The 24,921-nt window shown below is 32.8% G+C and carries 23 protein-coding genes; 1 reads left to right on the plus strand and 22 read right to left on the minus strand.

Translation table 11 applies throughout. The features are described from left to right. Positions 1 to 54: 54 nt before the first annotated feature. From CS063_RS06545 to CS063_RS06590, 10 genes are all read right to left on the minus strand, one after another. Positions 55 to 954: an NAD-dependent epimerase/dehydratase family protein gene (locus CS063_RS06545; RefSeq protein WP_099448892.1), complete on the minus strand. Its 900-nt coding sequence runs from the start codon at positions 952 to 954 to the stop codon at positions 55 to 57. Positions 955 to 1,012: 58 nt separating this feature from the next. After that, positions 1,013 to 2,359 (minus strand): lipopolysaccharide biosynthesis protein RfbH, encoded by a 1,347-nt coding sequence (rfbH, locus tag CS063_RS06550; protein WP_180270711.1) that lies wholly within the window; start codon positions 2,357 to 2,359, stop codon positions 1,013 to 1,015. A gap of 26 nt (positions 2,360 to 2,385) precedes the next feature. Further along, the gene (locus CS063_RS06555) at positions 2,386 to 2,988 is read right to left on the minus strand and encodes a dTDP-4-dehydrorhamnose 3,5-epimerase family protein (protein WP_308415444.1); all 603 of its coding nucleotides are present in this window, start codon (positions 2,986 to 2,988) and stop codon (positions 2,386 to 2,388) included. A 126-nt stretch (positions 2,989 to 3,114) separates the two neighbouring features. Next, complete coding sequence (locus CS063_RS06560) at positions 3,115 to 4,917, minus strand: B12-binding domain-containing radical SAM protein (RefSeq protein ID WP_099448894.1); 1,803 nt, start codon at positions 4,915 to 4,917, stop codon at positions 3,115 to 3,117. A gap of 114 nt (positions 4,918 to 5,031) precedes the next feature. Beyond that, the gene (locus CS063_RS06565) at positions 5,032 to 6,045 is read right to left on the minus strand and encodes a radical SAM/SPASM domain-containing protein (RefSeq protein ID WP_099448895.1); all 1,014 of its coding nucleotides are present in this window, start codon (positions 6,043 to 6,045) and stop codon (positions 5,032 to 5,034) included. Then, positions 6,042 to 7,079 carry a radical SAM/SPASM domain-containing protein gene (locus tag CS063_RS06570; RefSeq protein WP_099448896.1) on the minus strand — a complete coding sequence of 346 codons (1,038 nt, stop codon included), beginning with the start codon at positions 7,077 to 7,079 and terminating at the stop codon, positions 6,042 to 6,044. The genes CS063_RS06565 and CS063_RS06570 overlap by 4 nt, the downstream gene beginning before the upstream one ends. Before the next feature lie 28 nt (positions 7,080 to 7,107). Beyond that, the gene (locus tag CS063_RS06575; protein ID WP_099448916.1) at positions 7,108 to 8,133 is read right to left on the minus strand and encodes a radical SAM protein; all 1,026 of its coding nucleotides are present in this window, start codon (positions 8,131 to 8,133) and stop codon (positions 7,108 to 7,110) included. Beyond that, positions 8,105 to 9,370 (minus strand): glycosyltransferase family 4 protein, encoded by a 1,266-nt coding sequence (locus CS063_RS06580; RefSeq protein ID WP_099448897.1) that lies wholly within the window; start codon positions 9,368 to 9,370, stop codon positions 8,105 to 8,107. Before CS063_RS06580 ends, CS063_RS06575 begins: the two co-directional genes overlap by 29 nt. Before the next feature lie 9 nt (positions 9,371 to 9,379). After that, positions 9,380 to 10,546, minus strand: a complete 1,167-nt coding sequence (locus CS063_RS06585) for an FkbM family methyltransferase (protein ID WP_099448898.1) — start codon at positions 10,544 to 10,546, stop codon at positions 9,380 to 9,382. A 121-nt stretch (positions 10,547 to 10,667) separates the two neighbouring features. Further along, on the minus strand, positions 10,668 to 12,182 hold the full coding sequence (locus tag CS063_RS06590) for a glycosyltransferase family 2 protein (protein WP_099448899.1): 1,515 nt from the start codon (positions 12,180 to 12,182) through the stop codon (positions 10,668 to 10,670). A 250-nt stretch (positions 12,183 to 12,432) separates the two neighbouring features. Here CS063_RS06590 and CS063_RS17835 point away from each other — a divergent pair, with 250 nt between their 5' ends. Further along, a complete protein-coding gene (locus CS063_RS17835; protein WP_308415445.1) occupies positions 12,433 to 12,561 on the plus strand; it encodes a hypothetical protein in 129 nt (42 codons plus the stop codon). Between the two features lie 659 nt (positions 12,562 to 13,220). Here the strand turns inward: CS063_RS17835 and rplA are convergent. The 12 genes from rplA to CS063_RS17840 form a co-directional block, all read right to left on the minus strand. Beyond that, entirely contained in the window at positions 13,221 to 13,916 is a 696-nt protein-coding gene (gene rplA / locus CS063_RS06600; protein ID WP_099448901.1) for a 50S ribosomal protein L1, read from the minus strand. Between the two features lie 76 nt (positions 13,917 to 13,992). Then, complete coding sequence (gene rplK / locus CS063_RS06605; protein WP_099448902.1) at positions 13,993 to 14,418, minus strand: 50S ribosomal protein L11; 426 nt, start codon at positions 14,416 to 14,418, stop codon at positions 13,993 to 13,995. 109 nt (positions 14,419 to 14,527) lie between these two features. Continuing rightward, positions 14,528 to 15,046 (minus strand): transcription termination/antitermination protein NusG, encoded by a 519-nt coding sequence (nusG, locus tag CS063_RS06610; RefSeq protein ID WP_099448903.1) that lies wholly within the window; start codon positions 15,044 to 15,046, stop codon positions 14,528 to 14,530. Positions 15,047 to 15,062: 16 nt separating this feature from the next. Beyond that, complete coding sequence (gene secE / locus CS063_RS06615) at positions 15,063 to 15,242, minus strand: preprotein translocase subunit SecE (RefSeq protein ID WP_099448904.1); 180 nt, start codon at positions 15,240 to 15,242, stop codon at positions 15,063 to 15,065. A 34-nt stretch (positions 15,243 to 15,276) separates the two neighbouring features. After that, complete coding sequence (gene rpmG, locus CS063_RS06620) at positions 15,277 to 15,429, minus strand: 50S ribosomal protein L33 (protein WP_099448917.1); 153 nt, start codon at positions 15,427 to 15,429, stop codon at positions 15,277 to 15,279. A 130-nt stretch (positions 15,430 to 15,559) separates the two neighbouring features. Next, positions 15,560 to 15,991 carry a hypothetical protein gene (locus CS063_RS06625; protein ID WP_099448905.1) on the minus strand — a complete coding sequence of 144 codons (432 nt, stop codon included), beginning with the start codon at positions 15,989 to 15,991 and terminating at the stop codon, positions 15,560 to 15,562. 30 nt (positions 15,992 to 16,021) lie between these two features. Continuing rightward, on the minus strand, positions 16,022 to 16,378 hold the full coding sequence (locus tag CS063_RS06630) for a hypothetical protein (RefSeq protein WP_099448906.1): 357 nt from the start codon (positions 16,376 to 16,378) through the stop codon (positions 16,022 to 16,024). A gap of 84 nt (positions 16,379 to 16,462) precedes the next feature. Next, positions 16,463 to 16,828, minus strand: a complete 366-nt coding sequence (fliS, locus tag CS063_RS06635) for a flagellar export chaperone FliS (protein ID WP_099448907.1) — start codon at positions 16,826 to 16,828, stop codon at positions 16,463 to 16,465. Then, positions 16,828 to 19,047: a flagellar filament capping protein FliD gene (gene fliD, locus CS063_RS06640; RefSeq protein ID WP_099448908.1), complete on the minus strand. Its 2,220-nt coding sequence runs from the start codon at positions 19,045 to 19,047 to the stop codon at positions 16,828 to 16,830. The genes fliS and fliD overlap by 1 nt, the downstream gene beginning before the upstream one ends. Positions 19,048 to 19,128: 81 nt before the next feature. Next, positions 19,129 to 20,229 (minus strand): CDP-glucose 4,6-dehydratase, encoded by a 1,101-nt coding sequence (rfbG, locus tag CS063_RS06645; protein WP_308415446.1) that lies wholly within the window; start codon positions 20,227 to 20,229, stop codon positions 19,129 to 19,131. A gap of 272 nt (positions 20,230 to 20,501) precedes the next feature. Next, complete coding sequence (locus CS063_RS06650; protein ID WP_099448909.1) at positions 20,502 to 23,531, minus strand: glycosyltransferase; 3,030 nt, start codon at positions 23,529 to 23,531, stop codon at positions 20,502 to 20,504. A gap of 143 nt (positions 23,532 to 23,674) precedes the next feature. Further along, positions 23,675 to 24,919 (minus strand): flagellin, encoded by a 1,245-nt coding sequence (locus CS063_RS17840; RefSeq protein ID WP_308415447.1) that lies wholly within the window; start codon positions 24,917 to 24,919, stop codon positions 23,675 to 23,677. Positions 24,920 to 24,921 lie beyond the last annotated feature (2 nt).

The raw sequence follows: 24,921 nt of genomic DNA on the forward strand, positions 1-24,921 counted from the left end.
AATTTATATATTATTTATATCGACATTTTACTTATTTTAAAATAGTATCTACAATTATTCTTCCCTATCTATTTCCAACATCTTAGCAAGCCCATCTTTTAGATTTAATATTTCTTCATTTGCTAAAATATTTTTTTCTTTACATTGAATCTTCATTATTTCTCTTGTTCGATAAGGCCTCTTTCCCCAGTATACATTTAGTTTTCTATTACTTACCTCTTCAAATATCTTCACAACATTTTTTAGTGTTAAGTATTCTTTAGGTGACACAATATATGTCTTTTCCTCATGTGCCTTCATGGCTACTAATTCTTTTAATGCTTTTTTATAAGCCTTAATTACATCATCTATATAAACTAATCCTAATTCTTGTTCCCCACCTGACATTTCTAAAATTTTATTTGTTTGAGATGCATCCTTGATTAAATTAAGGATTTTTCCTCTTGAATCACGTGGTCCATAAGTATCCATTAATTTTAGCGTAATTATTCTTAAATCTGAAGTTTCCAAATAAAATTTTGCTATTTTTTCAAAAGCCTCTTTTGTTGCAGCATATAAGTTAACAGGATTATAATCTTCTCCCAAATAATGTTGCCAATACGTTCCCGTATTAAGAAAATATTTTACTCCACACAATACACTAACCTCTAACAACTGGGCTCCAAATAAAATATTGCTACTAATAAGTCTTTCTACATCCTCTTTTTCATGATTCACCTTAAACAGTGATGCTAAATGTATAACTACTGTAGGTCTTACCTCATTAAAGATATCATTTAAATTTTGTATATCCTGGGTATATACATGAATATTTTTTTCTTTAATCTTACTTGCTATTAAACAATAATTCGAATCCTTTCTTACTAAAACATGAACCTCATTTCCTTCTTCTATCAATTTATTCACTAAATTTGAACCAATATATCCTGTAGCTCCACTTACTAATATCTTCATGCATTTTTCCTTTCTGTATAATAAATACTCCAAAGAAATTAATCCTTGGAGTACTCGTTTATTCTCCCATAGAGCGTTGAACATATTGTTCTATGCACCTAACCATATAGTCAAGCATACTTCTGGTCATCCCTGGATAGACACCAATCCAAAATACATTATTCATTACATACTCTGTATTATGCAAATCACCTACTTGCCTATACTGCTTTGTATCTCTTATTGTATCAAAACAAGGATGTTTTATAATGTTACCTGCAAATAGCATCCTCGTCTGAATCTTTTTAGATTCTAGGTACTTAACAATATCATTTCTATTAAAATGAGTATTAGCTTTTACCCCTATCACAAATCCAAACCAACTTGGCTCTGTATTTTCATCCATTTCCGGCAAAGTAAATACAGTATTCATATGCTCTAATTTCCGCCTTAAGTATTCCCAATTTTCTTTCCTAGCTTTAATAAAATTGGGAAGCTTTTCTAATTGTGCACATCCAATAGCCGCTTGCATATCTGTAATCTTAAGATTATATCCCAAATGACCATACACATATTTATGATCATATCCCACTGGTAACTCTCCGTACTGCTTACTAAATCGACTACTACATAAATTATCTACACCTGAAGGACAACAACAATCTCTCCCCCAGTCTCTTAAAGATAATAAAATTTTAGCCAAAATAGAATTGTTCGTATATACTGCTCCTCCCTCTCCCATGGTTATATGGTGTGGTGGATAGAAACTTGATGTTCCAATATCACCTATCGTTCCTGTATATTTCCATTCATTATCAATGTAATATTTAGAACCTAATGCATCGCAATTATCTTCTACTAGCCATAGATTATATCTATTACAAAACTGACGTATTTTTTCTAGGTTAAACGGATTCCCTAAAGTATGGGCTATCATTACTGCCTTTGTTTTTTCTGTTCTTGCTAACTCTAACTGACTACAATCAATGTTGTACTCAGGAATAGTGATATCTACAAACACTGGTACAGCCCCATATTGAATAATAGGTGATATTGTAGTAGGAAAACCTGCTGCAACCGTAATCACCTCATCCCCCCTATTGATTCTCCTTTCACCTAAAAGAGGCGACGTAAGTGCCATAAATGCAAGTAAATTGGCACTAGAACCTGAGTTACAACTATAACAATATTTAACGTCTAGAAATTTTGCTAACCCTATTTCAAACTCCTTTGTATATCTTCCAGATGTTAGCCAAAATTCCAAACTAGCATCTATAAGATTTTCAAGTTCTCTTTCGTCATATACTCTTGCCGCATAAGGAACTCTATCACCTTGTAAGTATTCATCATGTTTTAAATGTTCTTGCCGATAATACTCCTCAACCAACTTCATAATTTCTTGCTTTATTTGCTCTGAATTCTTCATGATAATCCCTCTTTTAAATCAATATATTACTTATAAACAAATGGTGAATTGAACTGACATAGCTTCTTAAAAGATTGATCTCTTTCTGAAAGTATAAATTTTTCATTCCCCCAATTCATACCAAAGCTATCCCACCTAATACCACCTTCGTAGTCTTTATTATATTCATTGGACATCTTATAAAATATAATACTATCTTCCTCCAATGCCATATACCCATGAGCAAAGCCTTCTGGGATATACAGCATATTTCTCTTCTCTTCAGTAAGTTCTATAGTATCATATCGTCCATATGTCGGAGACCCTTCCCTTATATCTAAAATAACATCTTTAATCCTTCCCTTAATACAATAAACAAGTTTAGCCTGTCCAAAAGGTGGGTTTTGAAAATGCATACCACGAATAACACCTTTTTTAGATGTTACCATTAAATCCTCAAAGAATTCTTCCTTTATATCTAGTAAATGAAAAGTTGACTTATGAAAATATTTTATAGATATACCTCGATTGTCGTAAAAACCATTACATATAATCTCCTTGCAACCTGGCAGTCTAGTATTATGTATAGTATATATGTTTTTACTAGATAAACATTTTCCCATAATTATAATATCTCGCTTTCCCTTCATGTACTACTATTTCATATTCAATTTCTTATTATCACGTTATTGAATATCTTTATTAAATAGTGCTTTAATTTATTCACATTAACATCAACAGCTATTTCAAATCAAACTTATGTCATTATATTTAAACTATATTAAATCAGTCAAAGAAATGACTCTTACTATGGCTTTATATTCTGCTCTTGCTTGCTTTTCAATAACACTAAAATAGTCCACTAGGGGAATAATTATAGTATCTATTTTTTCTTGAGCAATAATTTCAGGAGAATATACAATTTTCCCATTTAAAATACTGCCTTGTTTCATTTTTGATGAATCTATAAAGTAAATACCTTCATCACTAATCTGATCTACATACTCAAAAAATTCACATATGTAATCATTAATTCCCCATACACCTATTTTCTTTGATTCCTTCAAAAGCTCTCCAAGATTTTTATTTATTTCAAGAACAATATCTTTCATGATAGGCATTTTATGACGTTGACCACATACTTTGCAAGTTATAGGGTTTCTATTGAATAGCCTCACATGTTCCCACACATTATCCGATTTGCATGTGGCACATTTAGCTCTAAAAGATATATTCTTTTTAATCTTATCAATTTCTACATTTCTTATCTGAAATGGTACCTTTAAATTTTGTTGTGGTAGTATAGATATCTGTTGAGATATATATGCAACTTCATCCTTTGTCATTTTTGATATATTTATAGTGGGACACCCTTCTTTTAAGAAAGCAATTTCGTCTTTTATTATTCCTTTTTCAACGGCATATTTATATATAGGTGTACCAGGAAAAGTGGTAACAAAAATTAATCCTATTGCATAATATGAATGTTCCTTCCACCAATTAAGCGTATTAGTTGCTGTTTCTATTGTTTCTTCAACATCACCAAAAATAAATGTTCCTTGAGTTGCAATACCCACATCATATGCTAACTTTAGTGCTTTTTCTGTCTGTTGTATGGTAATTCCCTTTTTCATGCTCTTTAAAATACGATTATCTGCACTTTCTAATCCAAATCCCATAATCTCACAGTTGCTATCTTTTAATAAGAGTACTAATTCCTCAGTAATATCACATACTCTAAATTGAGCATGCCACTTTATATCATATTTTTTAATACATGAACAAAACTCTTTAACCCTCTCCATATTATAGGCAAAAAGTTCATCTGCTATAAAGATATATTTAACACCATACTTTTCGACTAAATAATCTAATTCCTCAAAGAAATTGTTAAGTGAACGCTGCCTATACTTTTTCCCACTAGAATGAAAACAAAATGTACATTGAAATGGGCATGAACGACTGGATAACATAGTAATAGTGTTAGTATGATTAATCCCTAAAGTACAAGCCTCTGCGTTCATTATCTTATCAAATCCAAACCCCTCATAGTCTGGGAACGGAATAGTATCTAGATCTTCTATTTCTGGTCTAGGTAAATTTCTGACATACTTTCCATCTTTCTTATAGATAATGCCTTTAATTTTCCCTATGTTTTTACCCTCTTCTATAGCTTCAGTTAGTTCACAGTTTGTTATTTCTCCTTCACCAATAATTCCATAATCTACAAATTCTAATGCCTCCATTGCAACCTCAGGAACACTAGTTATAATTCCTCCACCTACTATTGTCACGATATCTTTTTTTATATATTTTGCTTCTGATACTATTTCCTTAATGGCATTATATTGAAAAGATAATCCACCAGTAGAAATAATTTCAATATCATTACGTTCTATCTCATACTTTAAAATGTCATATACATCACCTTCCACATTATTCAAGTTCAAAGTATATATATTATAACCTGCTCTTTTTAACGCAGAAGATACATACGGTATCCCTAAAGGAAATGTGTACCACTCTCCTACTCTATCAACCACACGAGGCATAACTAGTAACTGATTTGCTTTTTTCATACTGTCCCCACCTTTTAATATATATTAACTTACTCTATATATAAATCTAACTACCATATATAAATTTAACTTCCATAAATTGCTACAACATTTCTTTGTTTAATCTCGTAGCAATTAAAGATAAAAATCAATCAACCTTTTGACCTCTTTATCCAGTAAATCTTCTTCACTCATCATATATCTATATTGACTACATGTACGACATATAGGATATTCATTTTTTTGATTACTTAATTGTTTTAGCCGAAAAGAGTTAAATTCTTTTCCATTCCATATATCATAAAGACTGACTTCCGTACAGTTTCCCAAAATGGTTGTAGTCTCCATTGCACAACAAGGTACAATATTACCTTCTGGGTTAATCTGCATCATATAAAAGGGTTGAGGACATACTTGAGTTTCTAAAAGTTTATTTCCATTTTGCGTAACCGCATGGGTTGTCACATTAAACTTACTCTTGTAATCAATTTGTGGAACTGCAGGTAATAAATGTTCAATGGCAATGGTGTCACAAATATCTCCAAACATGTCAAAAAATAATGTTTCTTCATTCTTTTCAATAGCACAATCAATAATTTTTATGTATACTTGTGTTTCCTTTCGATTCTTATAAAAATAGCTTATATTTTGTACCAATTCTTCTAGATTTACTTCCCTCTGTGTAATATTTTTATATTGCTTTTCTGTTACTCCCTGTATTGATATTCTTAATTTTGAAAGTCCTGCACTAATTAATTTATCTGCTAATTTTTTAGTAAGAAGTGCCCCATTGGTCACTATATCTATACTCTTAGCCACGCCCTTTTCTTTGGCATATGCTACCATTTCTGTAATATTAGGGTGCAACAAAGGCTCCCCTGTCCCTGCAAAGCGTAACATTTTAATAGGTTGTGGGAATCTAGTTAAATCATCTATACACTTTTTATAAACACCCAATTCCAACATCTTTTTATCTGCAATATAACTTCTCTCATTTAAAGGTACAGAATGAATACAATATTCACAGCTAAAATTACATGCATACACCGGAAACACCTGTACAATATAGGGTGTATCTAGCGGTAATGCTTGGGCAAGATTTGTTCGTTTGCCTCCTGGGGTTTGACCATCTATCCTAATAGCCTTCATTTTCTCCCACCACAACTTTTCTGTGTCTTACTATCAATTCTTGTTAGTAGTACCTCAACTTCATTATCCAAAACATCCTCTGGGTGAGAAACATCATCTGGTGCACAACACACTGCACAGCGTTTATTTTCATATCTATTGCCTTTTAGCTGCTCTCTCCAAAATTTTTTTAAAAGAGGTCCATTCCACATATCTAATAATAATCCATCATTAATATTCCCCAACACAATAGGTTTGTAAATAGTATCACATGGCTCTACATCCCCATTAGGAAAAATTCCTAACATAAAAAAAGGAAGTGGACACACCTTTCGTTTTTCATGTTTTCTACCATACCGATCATAATCTACTTGCATATTTTTAGTTAAACTAACCCCATCATATGCAGGAAGCATCTTTTCTATGTACATCCTATCTGAGCATTCTTCAAACAGTTTATAAAATTCCTGTTCTTCTTCCTTCGCTAATGCCACGTCCATAATCTTCACATAAAGTTTCGTTTGTTTCTTAGCTTTATAAAAGTATCTTATATTTTCCATATATTTATCAAAATCAATACCGACACCACATATCTCTTGGTATTTATCTGAGGTAATCCCCTGTAAAGAAATCCTTAAGGTGTCTAATCCTGCTTCTATAAGGGCATTTGATAATTCTGGTGTAAGTAATGCTCCATTACTAATAATCTCTACTCTTTCAGCTATATTCGCTTCCTTTGCCATTCTCACCATAAGTGGCAAATTTTTATTAATAAGCGGTTCACCTTGTCCTGTAAGTGAAAGCATCTTCAATTTCTTTGGAAATTGTTTCATCTGAAAAATAAATTTTTCATAAACTTCCATACTCATAGTTTCAGGTATAAAATCATAAGCTTCTTTCATCTTATTGTGCCCCATAGAATGCGCACAATAAACGCATTTGAAATTGCAGTAAGTTGTAGGAAATACAAATATACTAAAAGGTGTATCTAAGGGAAGAACTTCTGATAACTTTGTTCTTTCCGTTCCATAAATAGGTTTAATTTCTGATGCCATATGTTACCCCCTCTATTATTGGATTTATCTATTCAAAGTATTTAATTAAATTTTTAGCATCCATATCTAAATTTTCTGCTGAATTACTAATGCACTTGAAAGTAGTACAATGATCACATGTAGGAATTGAATTTCTATTAAATTCTAGCATGGTTCTTAATAATTTCTTTCTTTTTTCACCATTCCAAATTTCTAACAATGTATTTTCTTTTAAATTTCCCATTGACAAACTTACTGGTAATCCTGGATTAGGACATGGGAACAAATCATAATCACAACCAATTTGAAGAAAATAAAAAGACTGTGCACATACTTTCCTCTCATCCTCCATTTTTTCATTATAAAAATTTCTACTTTCATCTACTACTGCTTTTAGTTCTTCCATTTCCTTCTGCATTACTATAAGATGCTCAATATATATTTTATCACATATATTACCAAATATATCAAAAAAAGCTTGTTCGGCTTCTTTAGTTTTTAATGTGGCATCAATGGCTTTAATATATATTTGAATATTACCTTTATGATCATATAAATACTTCAGATTATCAACAAATCTATTAAAGTCTATTTTCACACCACAAGTCTCCTCATACTGAATGGCAGAAATTCCTTGTATTGAAATATTAATATTAGTTACCCCTGCTTTAATAAGTTTATCACTTGTTTCAGGAGTTAATAAAGCTCCGTTTGTAATAATCTCTACTCTGTCAGCAACTCCACTATCTACTGCTAACTTCACCATATCTGGCAATGCAGGATTCATTAATGGTTCACCTAAACCTGAAAATACTATTCTTTTTATTCCAGTTGGAAATTCTTTTAACTGCTTGATTATGAGCTCGAACATGTTAAAATCCATATGTTTTATCCTATGTCCAAGTTGTTGAAAAGCACCACCTTCTATATCTCGAGTGGCATGCATACAATAAAAACATTTAAAATTACAATATCTTGTTTGCTCAATATATACTGTAAAAGGCGCCTGTAAAGGAATAATTTCTGCTAATTTCTTTCTATTGGTATCATAATATGGTTTTAATTCTGCTTTCATTTTTTTCAACAACCTCTCTTAATTTTTTATCTTGTGGAAAATACTTAACATAATGCTTTACTGAGCCTTTTGTCTCAGCAAAAGCATTGCCTGTAATCCTTTCATCATCTCCACTATAGCCACTCTTAAACCATTCATATGGTGTTGTTCCCACTACCCCCCTTATATCATGAAATGTCTTGTGCTTTTGCATCAACTTTATATAATGTGCATTTAGCCGTTCAACTGTTTTTTGCACACTATACTCTCTAATAATAAATGCTGATGCATTATTTCCTAATCTGATTCTCTCCTCTGGGTATTTAGATAACCAATGAATTGCTTCACCATATTCTTTAATATTATTTACAATGAGACCTGTTTTCATATGTTGAACAGTATACTTCTCTATACATTGGTTAAGCACTACAGGCACTACACCAGCAGCCATAGCTTCAAGTAACGCGTTCTCTGCTGTGCCATAATGCTCTGGATTAAGTGGGTATCCAAATACATCTAACTCTCTTAACTTTTCTTCTACATTTAAAACATATCCCTCGAATACTACCCTATCTTTTATTAGTGATGAGTTATTAACATCAACTTGTAATTGTCCTCCATAACTCATATCACCTATAATTTCAAAATTTATATTTGGTATATGAGCTGCCGCTTCACAAAATTTCACAAACTCTGGATGGATCTTATTATAACTTAAGAAACCTATATACCCTACATTAAACGTATTATGCTCTTTTTTAACAACTGCACCTTTAAAATCTACTCCCGAACTTATAATAACATCTGATATAGTTTTAATTTCTTCTCTTTGCTCTCTTGACCAACCACTATTTTCATAAGAAAAAGGGGTGGAAAATAAAAATTGATCTGCCACTTTAACTAACTGTGGTGATATGTAAGGATAGTTGCACCCAGATATATGGCTCCATATTACTAATCTACATTTTATTTTTTCTAAATACTTACTCATAAATTCAGAGGTAAGGGGATGATGCCACCAATCCACCTGTACTATATCTGCTTCTTCTATTAACTCTTCAACATTACAGTTAGCCTGTCCTATAACTTGAATATCATGTTCCCTACATAAATCTTGAAATTGAGAAATTTGTGTCTCTTCCAAGGTCAAAATAGTATGCCTAACCTGTTTATTTTCTTTTGAACAAATAGCTACGCTAGAAAGAATCCTGCCAATTCCTCCCCCTAAATGTGCTGCTACGTGGACAACCTGTATCATCTCTTCCTCCTATTCAGTGGGAAAGGCATATAAAACTGTCTCAAACCCCATAAAGTTGTAACTTCTTAGATAAAACTTGTATCCTGAATAATAACTACTAATTAAAAGTGGTATTTCCCATATATGAGAGATAGAATGATAAACACAAATAGCTAATTGTGGATGATTTTCTATTATTGTGTTTTTACAACCTTTTATGGCATCTACCTCGGCACCTTCTATATCCATTTTAATAAAGCTAGGTTTAAATCCTTTTAATACATCATCTATAGCCACACACTGAATAATATCATCTCCATGTGTATCTACTCTGGCAGATGATGTTGCTTCTGCACAGGTATTGAATTTTAGTTTTGCAAACTCTGAATGTACACCACATGGAAATACTGTTGCAAATTCAATACTTGGTGTTATCTTAATGTAATCTGCTATTTTTCTACATAAGTCATTTTGAGGTTCAAAAACAGCTATAGACTGAATATCAATATTACTATTAATAAGATTCCTTATAGTATCCCCATCAAATCCACCACAGTCTATAAATCTAGAATAATCCTTTTTAATACTAATATCATCTGCTAAATATTGTTTGCATATGTCTTGAGGTAATTCTAAATTAGAAAAATCTGCTTTTAAACGTGATTCTATATATCCAATATACAATTTTCTATCTTGTTCTTCCTCTAACAATTTGAATGCTTGTATTACTTTGTCTCTATCTCTGTTTAATATATCTTCCTTATTATACGGATCATTGAATATTTCCTCATAAAATGCTTTATTCCTAATAGTGGAACAGTTAATTTCATTTAATCCATAAACATTTTTAAATCCAAGTTCATATAATCTATTTTTAATGTCTTTTGTAACACTTAAAGAAAATAATCCTGCCAAAATGACTACTGCTTTACTTTTATATTCCTCTAATTCTACTGCCTCTGGTAAGTATACATTCACTTCATATATAGATTTATCTATTTCCTTATTTTTGTCTATAAATCCCACTATATTAAATGTTCCTTCTTTTAACTTTCTATATAATTTCTTGCCTATATTGCCCGCTCCATAGAGTAAAATGGATTTTTTATCTAACTCTACAACCTTATCCATATTTTTATCTAATAAATTATTTTCAAAGTCATCTAACATTTTTTCTAAATCATATATATTATTCATGTCTTCACGCTCTCTATATAGTTTTACATATTACCTATTTTTTTCAGTACTAAAAATACTTCAAAAGAAAGTAGTTTCTATATCATAAAATCAATCTACATTTAATGTTTTACTTATTTTTTTACTTTTGAATGCATAAGAGATATTCTTTGCATACTATTCTATTTATTATCTCACTATCTTCTGGTAACTCAAGAGTTTGAAAAATAGTATTAATTACCCCTCTACCATTTTCATCAAGTTGATGATTTATAGCAGAAATTTTTATATCCTCTATATTCATTTGCTGCAAACATATAAATAAATCATCTATGGAAATATGTATTGGCATCTCTTTATCTACTATTTCCCTATTTCCCAAAATACCATACAACATTCTAACATCCATTGTATTAGTAAGCTTACATAGCAATACTCCTCCTTTTTCAAGTAATGCTAACAATCGTCCAATAATACGTATAGGCTTATCATATGTATTAATGGGTTCTCCTAGGAGAATACACCCTACTGACTCTTTATCAAAGTATTCTTCTAAATAATCCATTCTATCACACGCCACCTCTGTATTACATACCGTCTGCAAATCAGCATAATACTTAGCTTGCGTCGTAAAACCAGAGATTAACAGCTGTTGTACATTAGAATTGCACCTTAAATAATTTTTAAGCTCTAACAAAGGTGCGCCACACCTAATATCAATTCCCAACAAATGAAGCTTTATCTTTTGTTTAATAACATTTGGTAACATTTGAATAAGGGGGGTTTCCATATTCAAAATATCTTCCCATGCATCTATACCATAATGCTTATCCTTAAAATTTTGTGCTCCCCTTGCTAAGGATTCTCTAAATACTTCTGAATCCTTATTTTCACCAATAAAAATATTATGATCATGATGAACAAATGTGTCACCTAATAATATCATTTTATATCCGGCACGTCGTATTCTAAAGCACATATCATCCTCACCAAAATCATGAAAAAATCCTGTGTCAAACACGCCTACTGTATCAAGTACCTCTCTTCTAATCCCCATTATAGGAGTCACCAACCGCATTCTTTCTTGCCATTTTTTAGGATTGCTAATGTTAAATAGCCTTGCTTGTGCTTGCATCTCTTCACATGTTTTAAAATTTAGTCTTGGATCTTGAAGATTACTTACATTAGATGACATAGGAACAACTAGTCCTATCCTACAATCTGATTTTATACATCTTAAAATATTTGCTAACCAATTTTCTGTCACATAAACGTCATTACAAACTCCAACTAAAATATTTGCGGTGTAATGTCTAAGAATTTCACTTAATAGAAAACCGGTACCTATATTTTTAGTAATTCTTATAATCTTTTTTCTAGGATGTACCACACTCTCAAAAAATTCTAACGTTCCATCAGTAGAACCGTTGTCCAATAATATGAGTTCGTAATCTACATTTTTAGTATGTGCTAAGATGCATTCTATGCAATAGCGTGTTTTGTCTAGTCTGTTATATGCTACGACATATATACTTACCTCAGGTATAGTTGCTCTCTCACGATTCGTATAGTTGTTTTTCCTTGATTCATAAAGATTACTACCCACCTTCGGAGTCTCCATAGTCTGTGTATCTATAATTATAACTTCACCCTGCATTATCTTACTCCCATCTCTCACAGTATAAATACATTTATATTATATTTCGACTTACTTCATAAATAATTAATATTAGCCTATAAATATCTAACTATTGCTTACTCAACTTTACCATCTCAAAAGTGCGGTCAACGCTTGATAAATCAAGAAAAACAACTTGATAATTCAGTGCATTGACCTAAAAAAAGCACCTAACCTTGGTATAATAAGTTTAGTGAAAACAAAATCATACAAGAAAAGTGCTAAACTTATGATAAACCATAATACTTCATATGACCATATCGAAAATCAATTTGCCAATGCCATCAAGGAATTAGGCGTTGGAAAGATGCTTTGGAAAGTCACTATTAGAAAACCCAGTGAAGTTCCAGCGTATTAAGTATTTAAATTTTTATTACTTCTAGTATTTTAGAGAAAGACTCTGTTTCATTTCCTGAATTCTAAACAGAAAAATTAGCCTGTTTCTAAAAATACTCGTCCTGAAAGAGTAAAGGTTTTTGTATTGGACAATTCTGTTATCACAGCTGATTACGTTTTGATGGATACTTGGTTTACCACTGAGTCAATGATTAAAGAGACCCTATCTCTTGGATTACACTCCATTGGAATGGTTAAGCAGTTAAAACAACGCTACACCTGCAAAAGCAAACAATACAAGCTTCCAAAATCGAGAAGGTTTGTAGATTTTGAAGGCGCTAGAGATGTATTTGGCTCTCTCCTTGTGACAACGAAAACAGAAATTTCAGCACCGTACCTATGATGTAGTGGTTAGCCATACAGCTATTATATTTACCAGATATACCATTCTGGAGTGGGTCCGCTGGAATCAGGATGATCAAAAAACGTATGTTAAATTATTTTTCATGTTCTGTGAAGATATGTAGGACATAGATTTAACCAATACACTGCAAAATCTTATGACTTTGTTTGTGGTACACATTTCAACTCTTTCAACAGAAAGTTGAACTATTCACAAAAAAGAGTTATTGCATTAGCTATGTATCCGCTATGCAATAACTCTTTTTATATATTTGCAGATTATTCTTCAGCTTTCATTGGGTTGATTTTGATACCAGGGCCCATTGTTGATGAAACAGAGATGCTACGAAGGTATTGACCTTTAGCAGCAGCTGGTTTCGCTTTGATAACTGCACTCATTAATGTGTGGAAGTTGTCTTTTAATTTTTCTGTACCAAATGATACTTTACCAATTGGAACATGAATGATGTTTGTTTTATCAAGACGGTATTCGATTTTACCAGCTTTGATTTCATTGATAGCTTTTGTAACATCCATAGTTACAGTACCAGCTTTAGGGTTTGGCATTAAACCTTTTGGTCCAAGTACACGACCCAATCTACCTACAACACCCATCATATCTGGAGTTGCTACAACGATATCAAATTCAAACCAACCTTCATTTTGAATTTTTGGGATTAAATCTTCTGCTCCAACGAAGTCAGCACCTGCTGCTAATGCTTCATCAGCTTTAGGTCCTTTAGCAAATACTAAAACTCTTTGAGTTTTACCTGTACCATGTGGTAATACTACTGCACCACGAACTTGTTGGTCAGCATGACGGCTATCTACACCTAATTTGATATGAGCTTCTACTGTCTCATCAAATTTAGCAGTTTTTGTTTTTTCAACTAACGCAAAAGCTTCTGATGGATCATACATTGCTGTACGGTCTACAAGCTTAGCTGCTTCAATATATTTTTTTCCTCTTTTCATTACTTTACCTCCTTGTGGTTTTATCGGGGCATTGCCCTCCCACGTAATAAGTTACGCGCCTCTATAAATTCAAAGATTATTTTACAATTGTGATTCCCATAGAACGAGCTGTTCCAGAAATCATGCTCATAGCTGCTTCAACGCTCGCTGCGTTTAAGTCAGGCATTTTAAGCTCAGCAATTTTACGAATTTCTTCTTCAGAAATCTTAGCAATTTTATTTTTGATAGAGTTTGCTGAACCAGATTCAATTTTACAAGCTTTCTTTAAAAGAACTGCAGCTGGTGGAGTTTTTGTAATGAAAGAGAAAGATCTGTCTGCATATACAGTAATAACTACTGGGATGATGAGACCAGCATCTTTTGCTGTTCTTTCATTAAACTCTTTTGTAAATTGAACGATATTTACACCGTGTTGACCAAGAGCTGGACCAACTGGTGGTGCTGGAGTTGCTTTACCAGCAGCAATTTGTAATTTGATCATTCCTGTAACTTTTTTTGCCATTATCGGTACCTCCTAAAAATGTGGTATTCGCGGGGAATTCCCTCCCACTCGCGCGTCGTAATTTAATGATTACTCATATTGAAGCTTACATCGAAACCGGTGCAGGCCTTTAGACAAGCACTTCTATTTGATTCATGCTTATCTCTACTGGGAATTCTCGTCCAAAACCACTAACAGATACAACAACTGTACCTTTAGAAGCATGGACTTCTTTGACAATACCTTCTGAGCCCTCAAACGCACCTGTAAGAAGCGTTACCGCATCTCCAACAGCTACATTTGGCATGAGCACTGCTGTATCGATTCCCATATTTTTAACCTCATCTAATGAAAGTGAAACAGGTTTGGAGTCAGGACCTACAAATCCTGTAACCCCTCTGGTATTTCTTACCACATACCAAGTATCATCTGTCATTATCATCTTGATTAATACATACCCAGGGAAAACTTTTCTCTGTACGGTTTTCTTTACACCGTTTTTTTCTTCGATTTCTTGTTGCAAAGGAACTTCTACAGCGTGGATGAGTTCTTGCATATTTCGATTTTTAATCGCTTTTTCTATATTAGCTTTTACTTTGTTTTCATAGCCTGAGAAAGTATGAACTACATACCAACTTGCTTTCTCCATGTTTGTTCCTCCATTATTATAATAATCCTTGTAATAAACTGATTACGGTGCTAAATGCATAATCCATTACAAAAATTATAAGTGCAACCATTACAGATAGTCCAACAACATTAAATGTCATCTTAAATAACTCTGGTCTGTTAGGCCATACCACTCGTTTACTTTCTGCAATAAAGTCTCTGAAAAATTCTACCATAACCTTTTTCCTCCCTGGCTATTTCTCACACAAACTATTTTTTAGTTTCTTTGTGTGGTGTGTGTGTTTTGCAGAATCTGCAATATTTCTTAGTTTCCATGCGGTCTGGATGTTTTTTCTTATCCTTTGTCATGGTGTAGTTTCTTTGCTTGCATTCTTCACAAGCTAAAGTAATTTGTACTCTCACTTTTGACACCTCCACTTGTGTTAAATCTCTTAAAATTGCCATAAAAAAAAGACCTATTAAGGTACACTTCAAATATATCATACTCTTAAATAGGTAGTCAAGCTTATTATTCATTATTTTATTACTAAATTTAGGATTTCTTTTGTTGTCTTTGATAGGCAGCAGTTACTTTTGCATGATTAGCTGGTAAAGCTACTTTTTCTGATTTCATTCTTACCCTTTTTTGCATTAAAAGTAAATTGTTTTGTTCAGTCTCTACGATGATTTGTTGCATTTGTAAAATAGATCCTACTTGCTTTTGAATATCCGCTAGGCAATTACTTTCTGCTAAGCTTTGTTTGTGCATAGCATAAAGCTTTTGAAATTCATCTTCTTCTTTATGAAGTGCATTCATCATTTCATCCTTATAGGCCGCCATCTGCTCAATCATATCCAATAAGTTACTTTCTTCTTCTAAAGTTGTTATTTCACTTAGGAGCACAGTTGTTTGATTATCTGTAAGAGTTTTGATTTGCTCTAGCACTTCTATAATACCTTTTAGTTTTTGAAATAGCTCCTCCATACCTTATCTCCTAATCTTATATAAAATAATCTAAGTCCTTCTTTTATCAATAAATATACCTTCTTCGCTGGCTGTTGAATAAGGGTGATTATAGAAATGTGCTACCTTTTTTTGATTTCTTATTTTTCCTATCTCTTTTTTAGTAGCTTCAAGCTCCTGCTGAAAATAAGTATTCATCCTTGCATCTACCTCTTGCAACTTTTTAACAAGTTGTTTCTCTGTTTCTGACCAATCCATCCCTTCTTTTTCTCTTACTACTTTTAACTGATGAATTAAGGTTTCTTTTTGATTAAGAAATTTCTCAAATTCCTCTATTTCATCATCCTCTAATGCTTTTTCTTGTGCAAGTGTTAACTGCCATAGTGCCTGTAGCAATTTTTCTTTCATCGTTACCACTTCCTTTATCCTTTATATGAAAAAGCCCTAACTTCTCTTTTGTATCACTTAAAGTTAGGACCTCTACTCTTTTTATTATTTCTTTGCTTTAATGACCTCTTGCCAAGTATCTCTAAACTCTTTTATAAGTCCCTTGGCCTCCCTTAACTTTTGTACATCTTTTTTCATGTTCGCTTCTATTAGTAATTCATTAATATAATCATATAAGCGTTTCATCTCTGCTGCAATAGGATATTTATTATCTAAAGTTATTGTAAGTTCAGATATAATGTCCTGCACCTTAATAAGATAGATATGACTTAACTTAGGGTCCTGTTTCTCTATAGCTTCTTCAGCCTGAGTACAAAACTTAAGTGCTCCATTATAGAGCATAAGTGTCAGTTCGCCTGCTGGGGCAGTAAGAACACTATTTTGTTTGTATTGTTGATATGGATTTCTCATTACTTGTTCCCTCCAGAACTTAACATTCCTAAATAATTACTTTGATTATTAAGCTGGTTCATCATTTTTTCCATGGCGGCCATCTTTTTATAGTAGTAATCCTCTTTTGCATTTAACCGATCTACCAATACATCATATTCACTTTTAATGTCTTTCAATTCTTTATCCATTAAAAGGTCGTTAAACATAACTGTTGCGCTTTTCACATCTTGAATACCTGTATAGTGTTTACCTAATGCCTCATAAAGTCTTTCACCAACACCTTTAACCTTGTTTTTCCACACTGCTTTTTCTTCAGCTGATAAAGCTTCATAATCCGCTGCTGTCTTATCTTGATTCGCTTCTAGATAAACTGATTGGGCACTTCTGCCACCTGCAAACAAACTTGCTACTCCTTCAATATCTTCTGCTAAAGCTGCTTTTAGCTTATCTTCATCTATCTCTAACTTACCATATTCTTTAAGTACACTCGAAGTTGTAATCCCTATAGTAGATAAGGTCTTTATACTACCTCCCTCAACTACACTCGCTAAAGCATTACGCATCTCATAAAGTGTGTCTGTAAGTGTATCATCCCTTCTTAATAAGCTGTCTTTAATTTTCTTTTCCCACGCTTCTATATCACTTTCATTCATGCTCTCTTTTTCTTCACTGGTTAGGGGCTTTAGCTTGCCCGCACTATCCGCATTGCGCTTTTCATTTGCTTCGGCTATTAAACTGTTATAAGCTTCTACAAATTCTTTAATAAATTTAAAAGCTTCATCTGTATTGGCTGTGGAGGTAATCGTTACTGCTTCATTTGTTGTGCCATTAAAGGTGAGTTCCATGCCATTAACAGTAGCCGAGTTAGATTCTGATTGCATATCCACACCATTATACTTATAGTGTGCATTACTACCTTGCGCTGAAATGCTTGATGACACACTTACAGTTCCTGTTGTAAGAAGTCCCTTGTCTAGCCCACTTGCATCTGTAATTTTCATTGAAACAGGTTGGTTGACTCCCATATTGGTATTCATAAATATGAAATTCTTTCCGTCCCAACTTGCATCTACATTGGGAATTTGTGTATTTACCATATCTAAGATATCTTTTATTGTGTTTTCTCCTTTGAGGACAATATTAAAGCTTCGCATTCCATCATTTAACTCTAACTTATCCCCATCTATAACTCCTAGTGTACTAAGTGCTGTACTTATATCTAACGTAGTATCTGATAATTTAACATTATTTGTTTTATTCCCTATACCCAGTTTACTTAAAACCGAACTCATCCCTGAGTCCCCGTTTTTTACTCTTATTCCTATCTCCTGACTAGTCCCTGTCTTTTTAGTAGAGATAAACAAAGCCCCTGCTGCTTCATCAAAGCTTACACTTGCATTGGGTGCAGCTTGCCTCATCTCTGCTGCAAATTCAGCTAGAGTCATATCTGGTTTAATCATCAAATCTACTTCTTTGCTACCGACACTAATGCCCAGTGTATATTCAGAGGTAATACCTAATTCAGAAAGCTTTGTCGTTCCTGTAATCTTCTTTGTCTTTAATCCTATTTTCCCAAGTGCTTCATTATCATTACTGTCTAAGGCTGAAATACTTATATTTTGCGCATTTCCTGTTGTAGATAATATTTCAAACTTCTTATTATCCTGATCAAAGCTTGTTCTAATGTTAAGTCCATCTCTTTGAGCTACTATATCAATAGCATCACTTAAATCTTCTAATGACCAGTCTTTGTTAACTTCTAATTCTGCTGTTTTTAAACCATCACTTATTTTAATGGTAATATTCTTTTCTAAACCTATCTCTGAAAGTTTAGTTGTTCCCGTTACGTTTTCTCCCTTGATAGCATCTGTCAATACTTTGCCAATAGAATGAGTCTCTATCGTTGCTGACTTAGCTAATTGTGAGACTTCATTAATGGTATGTGTACCTTCTGGTGCTGAACCTGAAGTTTTAACTGATACCTTACTTGTATCCGAACTTGTTAGCTCTTTTTTTAAGAAAGTGCTTTGCAAACGTGAGGAGCTTGCCTGCTTAGTGTAGAAGCTATAAAACTTTGTGTTCATGGCTTTATAAGCATCTTTTTTCCATTCAAGCAAGGTCTGTTCTTTCTTTTTATTATCCACCTTTGTCTGATATCTAGCCACCATAGCCTTTACCATATTCTCTGTATCTAACCCTGACGCCATGCCACTAAATCTTATTGTATTTGAAGCCATTTGTCCACCTCCACATTTCTTGCTTTATCTATTTATACTGTTATATCGGCTATCCATTCTAAAATATTTAGCTGGATTGCGTTATTTTGATGCTAGTTTTTCTGTATAATCCTCTATTTGCTGCTTGCACAACTCATAGACATTTTTACGTTGATAATTCTTATACCAATCTACTGTATAAAAAACTGTCTCTTCTAAACTTAAAATCGGATGCCAATCTAATCTAAACTTAGCTTTACTAATATCTAAGTTAAGCATATTTGCCTCATGAAGATGTTTTCCATCTGATACATCTAGCATTTGTCCTTTTCCATAACATCTAATTAATTGGTCTACTATCTCTTGCACTGTTACTACAGACTTTAATAATGGGCCAAAATTCCAAGCCTCACTATAGGAGTTTGGTTCTAAAAGCATCCTTTGACCTAATAGCAAATAACCTCTCAGTGGCTCTAAAACATGTTGCCATGGTCTTACTGCATAGGGGCTTCTGATTTTTATAGCTTCATTAGCTTCTAATGCTTTTATACAATCAGGAATAATACGATCCTTTGCCCAATCTCCTCCACCTATGACATTTCCTGCACGAACAGAAGCAATAGCTTTACCATGTTCACTAAAATGTAAAGGATTCATAAATGATTGCCGCCAAGAACTAATAGCTATCTCACACGCTCCTTTAGATGAACTATATGGGTCATAACCTCCTAAAGGATCTGTTTCCTTATATCCCCAAACTTGCTCTTTATTCTCATAACATTTGTCCGTTGTAATTAAAATTCCTACCTTTACACTAGGAGTGTTTTTTATACATTCAAGAACATGAATCGTTCCCATAACGTTAACCTCATATGTATATACCGGTTGCTCATAGGACATCTTAACTAAAGGCTGCGCTGCTAAGTGAAATACCATATCTGGTTTATACTTAGCAAATACCTTTTGAAGTTTTTCCTTATCTCTTATATCTCCACGAATATCTATTATTTTTTCTTCTAGCCCTGTAAGCACAAAATTATCTTTTTTACTTGCTGGTTCTAAGGCATAACCTATTACAGTTGCTCCTAATTCCCTTAGCCATATACTCAGCCATGAACCTTTAAAACCTGTATGCCCTGTAATAAGTACGGTTTTATCCTTATAAACATTGTCAAAGCTTCTCATTTTTATCAAACCTTCCATTTATAATAACCTAAAAATAATTCTTTATTAAAGGTAATTTATATTCTAAATAACTAATAAAATCTTTAATTCTCCATTTCATTATATGTATCGACTTTTTTAGTCTCTTATTTATATCTCTTTTCCTTTTCTAATATTTTAGATACTTTAAGGTTTTAATTTAATCGCCACTTTTCCTAAACCTAAATATACTTTACTTTTCATACTTAATAGTTCCATTTAAAGCTATAAAATAAAAATAAATGACATGCCCTAGGACATGCCATCTATTTTTATTTTATAGCTGTTATAATCATATATCCCTGTGAATCTATAGAGGCCTCATAATCTAAAGCTTCCAACCCTATAGATCGAATCATACTTTCAAGAGATTGCCTAGAAAAATAGTTGTACAGAGAGGGTTTGCTATTCTCTAAACATTTATCCTTTTCTATTTTTGCATAAGCACTCTTAAAATTAGGCGTTTTTATAGAGAGTATCCCCCCTTTGTTCAGCATCTCACCTATTTTCTCAAGTAGCTCCTTAGGTGTCTTACTCTTTTCAATTCCATTACTTAAAATAATGATATCATATTTCTTACTAGGCAGAACTTCCTTTACATCTTCAACAGCGTTTATCCCTTCAACAACGTATCCATATTCTTCTGCAAGTAGCTGTAGTTCTTGTGTATTACTTCCTAGAATGAATAAGCTCCCTTGCTTCTTATAAGTTTTCACCTTTTCCATCATCTTCTGACCTAATAAAATTTTCTTTGGAGACAGTTCATATGAATCCGTTAACTCTTCTTTTGGGCTACCAACAGGAATATTCTCTTGGAATCTATGTATACACCCTTCACAATAACGCCACTTTTTAATAACCGGATAATTTCTTGAAAACTCAGGATTCCATAAGCTACTATATATACTTTCTAGCTTCGTTTCCCTCCCACACAGTGGACATAATTTTTGAGTAGTTGTATCTACCTCTTCATAAATATAGTCTTTATTTATATTTTCACTCTCTCTAAAGGCTATCTGAGCATACGCCTTATTTAATTCAAATACTTTTTTATGACAATAATAAGCAAGTTCACTTTTGCCTATACGATTAAATGCTTCTGCAAGTTTAAACATCATTACTTCTCTATTAAAATCATTTCTAATGAATGTTACAAGAAGATCTATTACCTTTTTATCTGACCTTTGATTTAAATAAGCTTCCATTAAACCAGAAAGTGCCATTAAATAAAATTCTGGTAACTTACTTTCTTCATTCTTTAGGTAGTCGTCAAATGCATCCACAGACAACTCTACAATATCTACTTGATCTTCTAAATCAGGCAGTTCTTCTACCTTATTAGCAGTCAACATACCGGCTATAAGTATACTTTGATAAACAGCATTTCTATATATAGTATATAATTTTTCAACTTTATCTCTATATCTTTCTCCTAATGTTAAACGGCTTAATGCTTGAAGACAATTGATTACTTTTATATCTATATCTACCTTCTGACTATTTATAAGTAAACCAAATGCATCTATACTCTTCTCATAATCTCCTGTATAAAAGTAACTTATTGCAATAATCCTATCTAATTGTATCCTAATATTGGGCTCTTGAATCAATCCTCTTATTTTTTCAGCTCTATCTAAAATATAGTTGTAATCGTGAGTTGCTAGACTCTTTTCTAGCATTGCTTTTGTAATATCTACCGTTTTATAAGGTAAAATAGCTTCAAAGTCTTCTATTTCTCTTTCTTCCAAACACCAGAACAGGTGGTCATATAAGTGCATCCAAGCTCTTAGTTCTTCATCAGTAGGTTGTAATAATTCATCACCACTTAAATACCTATTTACAATCATTACATAATTCTTATCTAAATAGCTCTTATATTTATCAAACAAATCCTTACGTTTACCATATAAGATACCTAGTGCAATAAAATATTGGTCATCTTTTCTTCCACCATTTAAATAAGCTTGTACCGCTGTTCCTACCATATTATCTATCTGACCTGCAAGAAGCATTGCTATATAAGTTGTTTCATCTTGACCATTAAAGTTTTGATTATACCGAATAGCAAATTGCAAAAATAGTTCTTTTGATTTTGTTGTCATCAATTGATGTGCTAAAAACTTCACATGGTTTTCATCTTGCATGTTATAAATTTTCTTTAATATAATAAGAGCATTTACTGCATTCTCACGCTTCAGTAATTGGATTAGTAAGGCAAATCCTCTACTATCTAAAGGTTTATTTTGTAGTGCTAAAACACTATACTCCAAAGCTTCATTATATCTTTGTACACCTTCATAAATGCTTGCAATTTGATAATAATTATCATATTGGTGCGCATCAAAGTTATTAATATAATCAAGCTTATAATTTTCTTGAAGTACTTGAGCTTTTTTAAAGCTTTCTAATGCTTTTAAGCTATCAAACTTGACATAATAACATCCTTCTAGGTAATAATGTAAAGGTATTTGAGGATATTTATCTAAAGCTTCATCTATAGCTACCTTTACTTCCTTTATCGTGTACTTATTATTTAATTTAAGCTTTAATTTGATGTTATATTCATAAATACTAACAAGTACGTTAGCATGTGCTATCATCTCATCCACATTTTCTTGTGCTAAGAATAGTTCACAAAATTTATCTGCTTCCTCATGGTTTCCACATAATAAGTTTTCTCTACATAAATAAAAATAAAGATGTGGGTCTATTTCTCCTTTTTCATAAGCTTTCTTTAATAACGTTAAATTTCGCTCGCATTTATCCGCTACCCTATCTTTTGAATAACCCGTATGATAGATTTGTAAGTTCTCTAGTATACCTACACCTAACATCTTGGTACCTTTTTTTATCTCTTCATGAATCTTACCTTTAAATCTAAGCTCCGAACTATTTCTAAAGATCCTTCCTATAACAGTAGATGATATAATTGTATTTGTATGTTCCTCTATATTAAAAAATTTAACTTTCAGCAAATCAATTAAAGGATTATCCTCTACTTGTTTTAGTGCTTCTAAAAAAGCCTTCCTTTCTAAAGCTGGCTCAAACCATTCATCTGCATCTAAAAAAATCACCCAATCTCCTGTAGCTGCTTCCAAAGCTGTGTTTTTAGCACTAGCAAAGTCATTATCCCACTTATAATGTAGGACTTTAGCCCCTAATCCTTCGCAAAGCTCTACGGTGCGATCGGTAGATCCAGTGTCTACTATAATGATTTCATCTACTGCATTTTTATAGCTTTGTATGGAGCGTACAATATTTTTTTCTTCATTTTTAACAATTGAGCACGCAGTAATCTTCATTTTAATTCCTCCATTATACTAAGTATTTTTACTTATTTCTAAGCTCCTTTCTTCCTTTACCATTTAGAGAAGCTTACAAATAAATAAAATAAAGGAGGCAGAGTATATGCCCTGTCTCCTTTAACTTTGCTAAGCAAACACTATTATTGTAATAATTGTAATACTTGTTGTGGGCTTTGATTAGCTTGAGCAAGCATAGATTGTGCTGCTTGATTAAGAATGTTGAACTTGGTGTAATTCATCATTTCTTGAGCCATGTCTGTATCACGGATACGGCTTTCTGCTGCTGTTAAGTTTTCAGAAGTTGTATTTAAGTTATTGGTTGTGTATTCCAATCTGTTTTGGTATGCACCCATACGAGAACGTTCTTCTGAAACCAATTTAATTGCGTTATCAATAACAGTAATAGCAGCTGTTGCTTTATCTGAGCTTGTGATATCAAGAGCAGCTTGTGTCATTACGTTATCTGTACCTGTTCCGCTTACACCTGCAGCTTTAGTAAAACGAGCATTTGCTGCACCATCTTTGATAGTACCTTTAGCACTTTGGTTAACCGCACCACTGATACCTAACGCTTGTGCGCGCATATCATTGATTTCGATAGCCATCATTTGCCCTTCATTAGCACCTACTTGTAAGCTTGCTTTAAAGGCTGTACCAGAAGCACCTGCTCCGCTTGATGAACCAAATAATTCTTTAAAAGCATCAGATGCTTCAGCACCTTTTCTTGCTGCAGTAAAGGTTACTTTTCCACCTGCTGAAGCAATAGTTACTTGACCTGTTGGATCTTTATCTGCCATAGCAGTCCCACCAATTGCATTAGCAAGGGCATCAGCTAGTTCTGTTGAAGTGATTTCTTTAAGTGCTTTAGGTACACCTGCAGCTTTAATACTATTTAAGTTAATATATTTAACACTTTCTGTATCCTCTGCATCATTATCTTGTGTAAAGATATAGTTAGTACCATTGAAGTTAAAGCTTTGGTTCACTACATCTGTACCATCTTTGCCTGTAAAATCGATAGTTGCCTTAGCATCTGTTGCCGTTACAGTAACTTTACCTTTAAGGTTTTCAACCATATTTAGGTCAGCTGTATTAAAGCCTTTAAGTTCAAACTTAATTTCTTCATTTGCTCTATTAGCTGTAGCTTCAATTTCATTTGCATTAGTTAAAGTGAATACACTACCTAAATCAGTGGTTGCACCAGCAATAGTGATAGATTGTGTAGACATTAAACCAAGGGCAGCAGTAATAGCATCTTCAACATCAGTTTTGGTAATACTTGTAACGGATGCATTGTATTTAATAGTAATATCTGTTCCTGCTGTAGTACCTGCACTGATTACACCATCTGTAATAGTTGCACTTGCTTCTTGTTTAAAGGTAATAC

The sequence above is a fragment of the Sporanaerobium hydrogeniformans genome (genome assembly GCF_002735925.1).
Lineage (GTDB): Bacteria > Bacillota > Clostridia > Lachnospirales > Cellulosilyticaceae > Sporanaerobium > Sporanaerobium hydrogeniformans.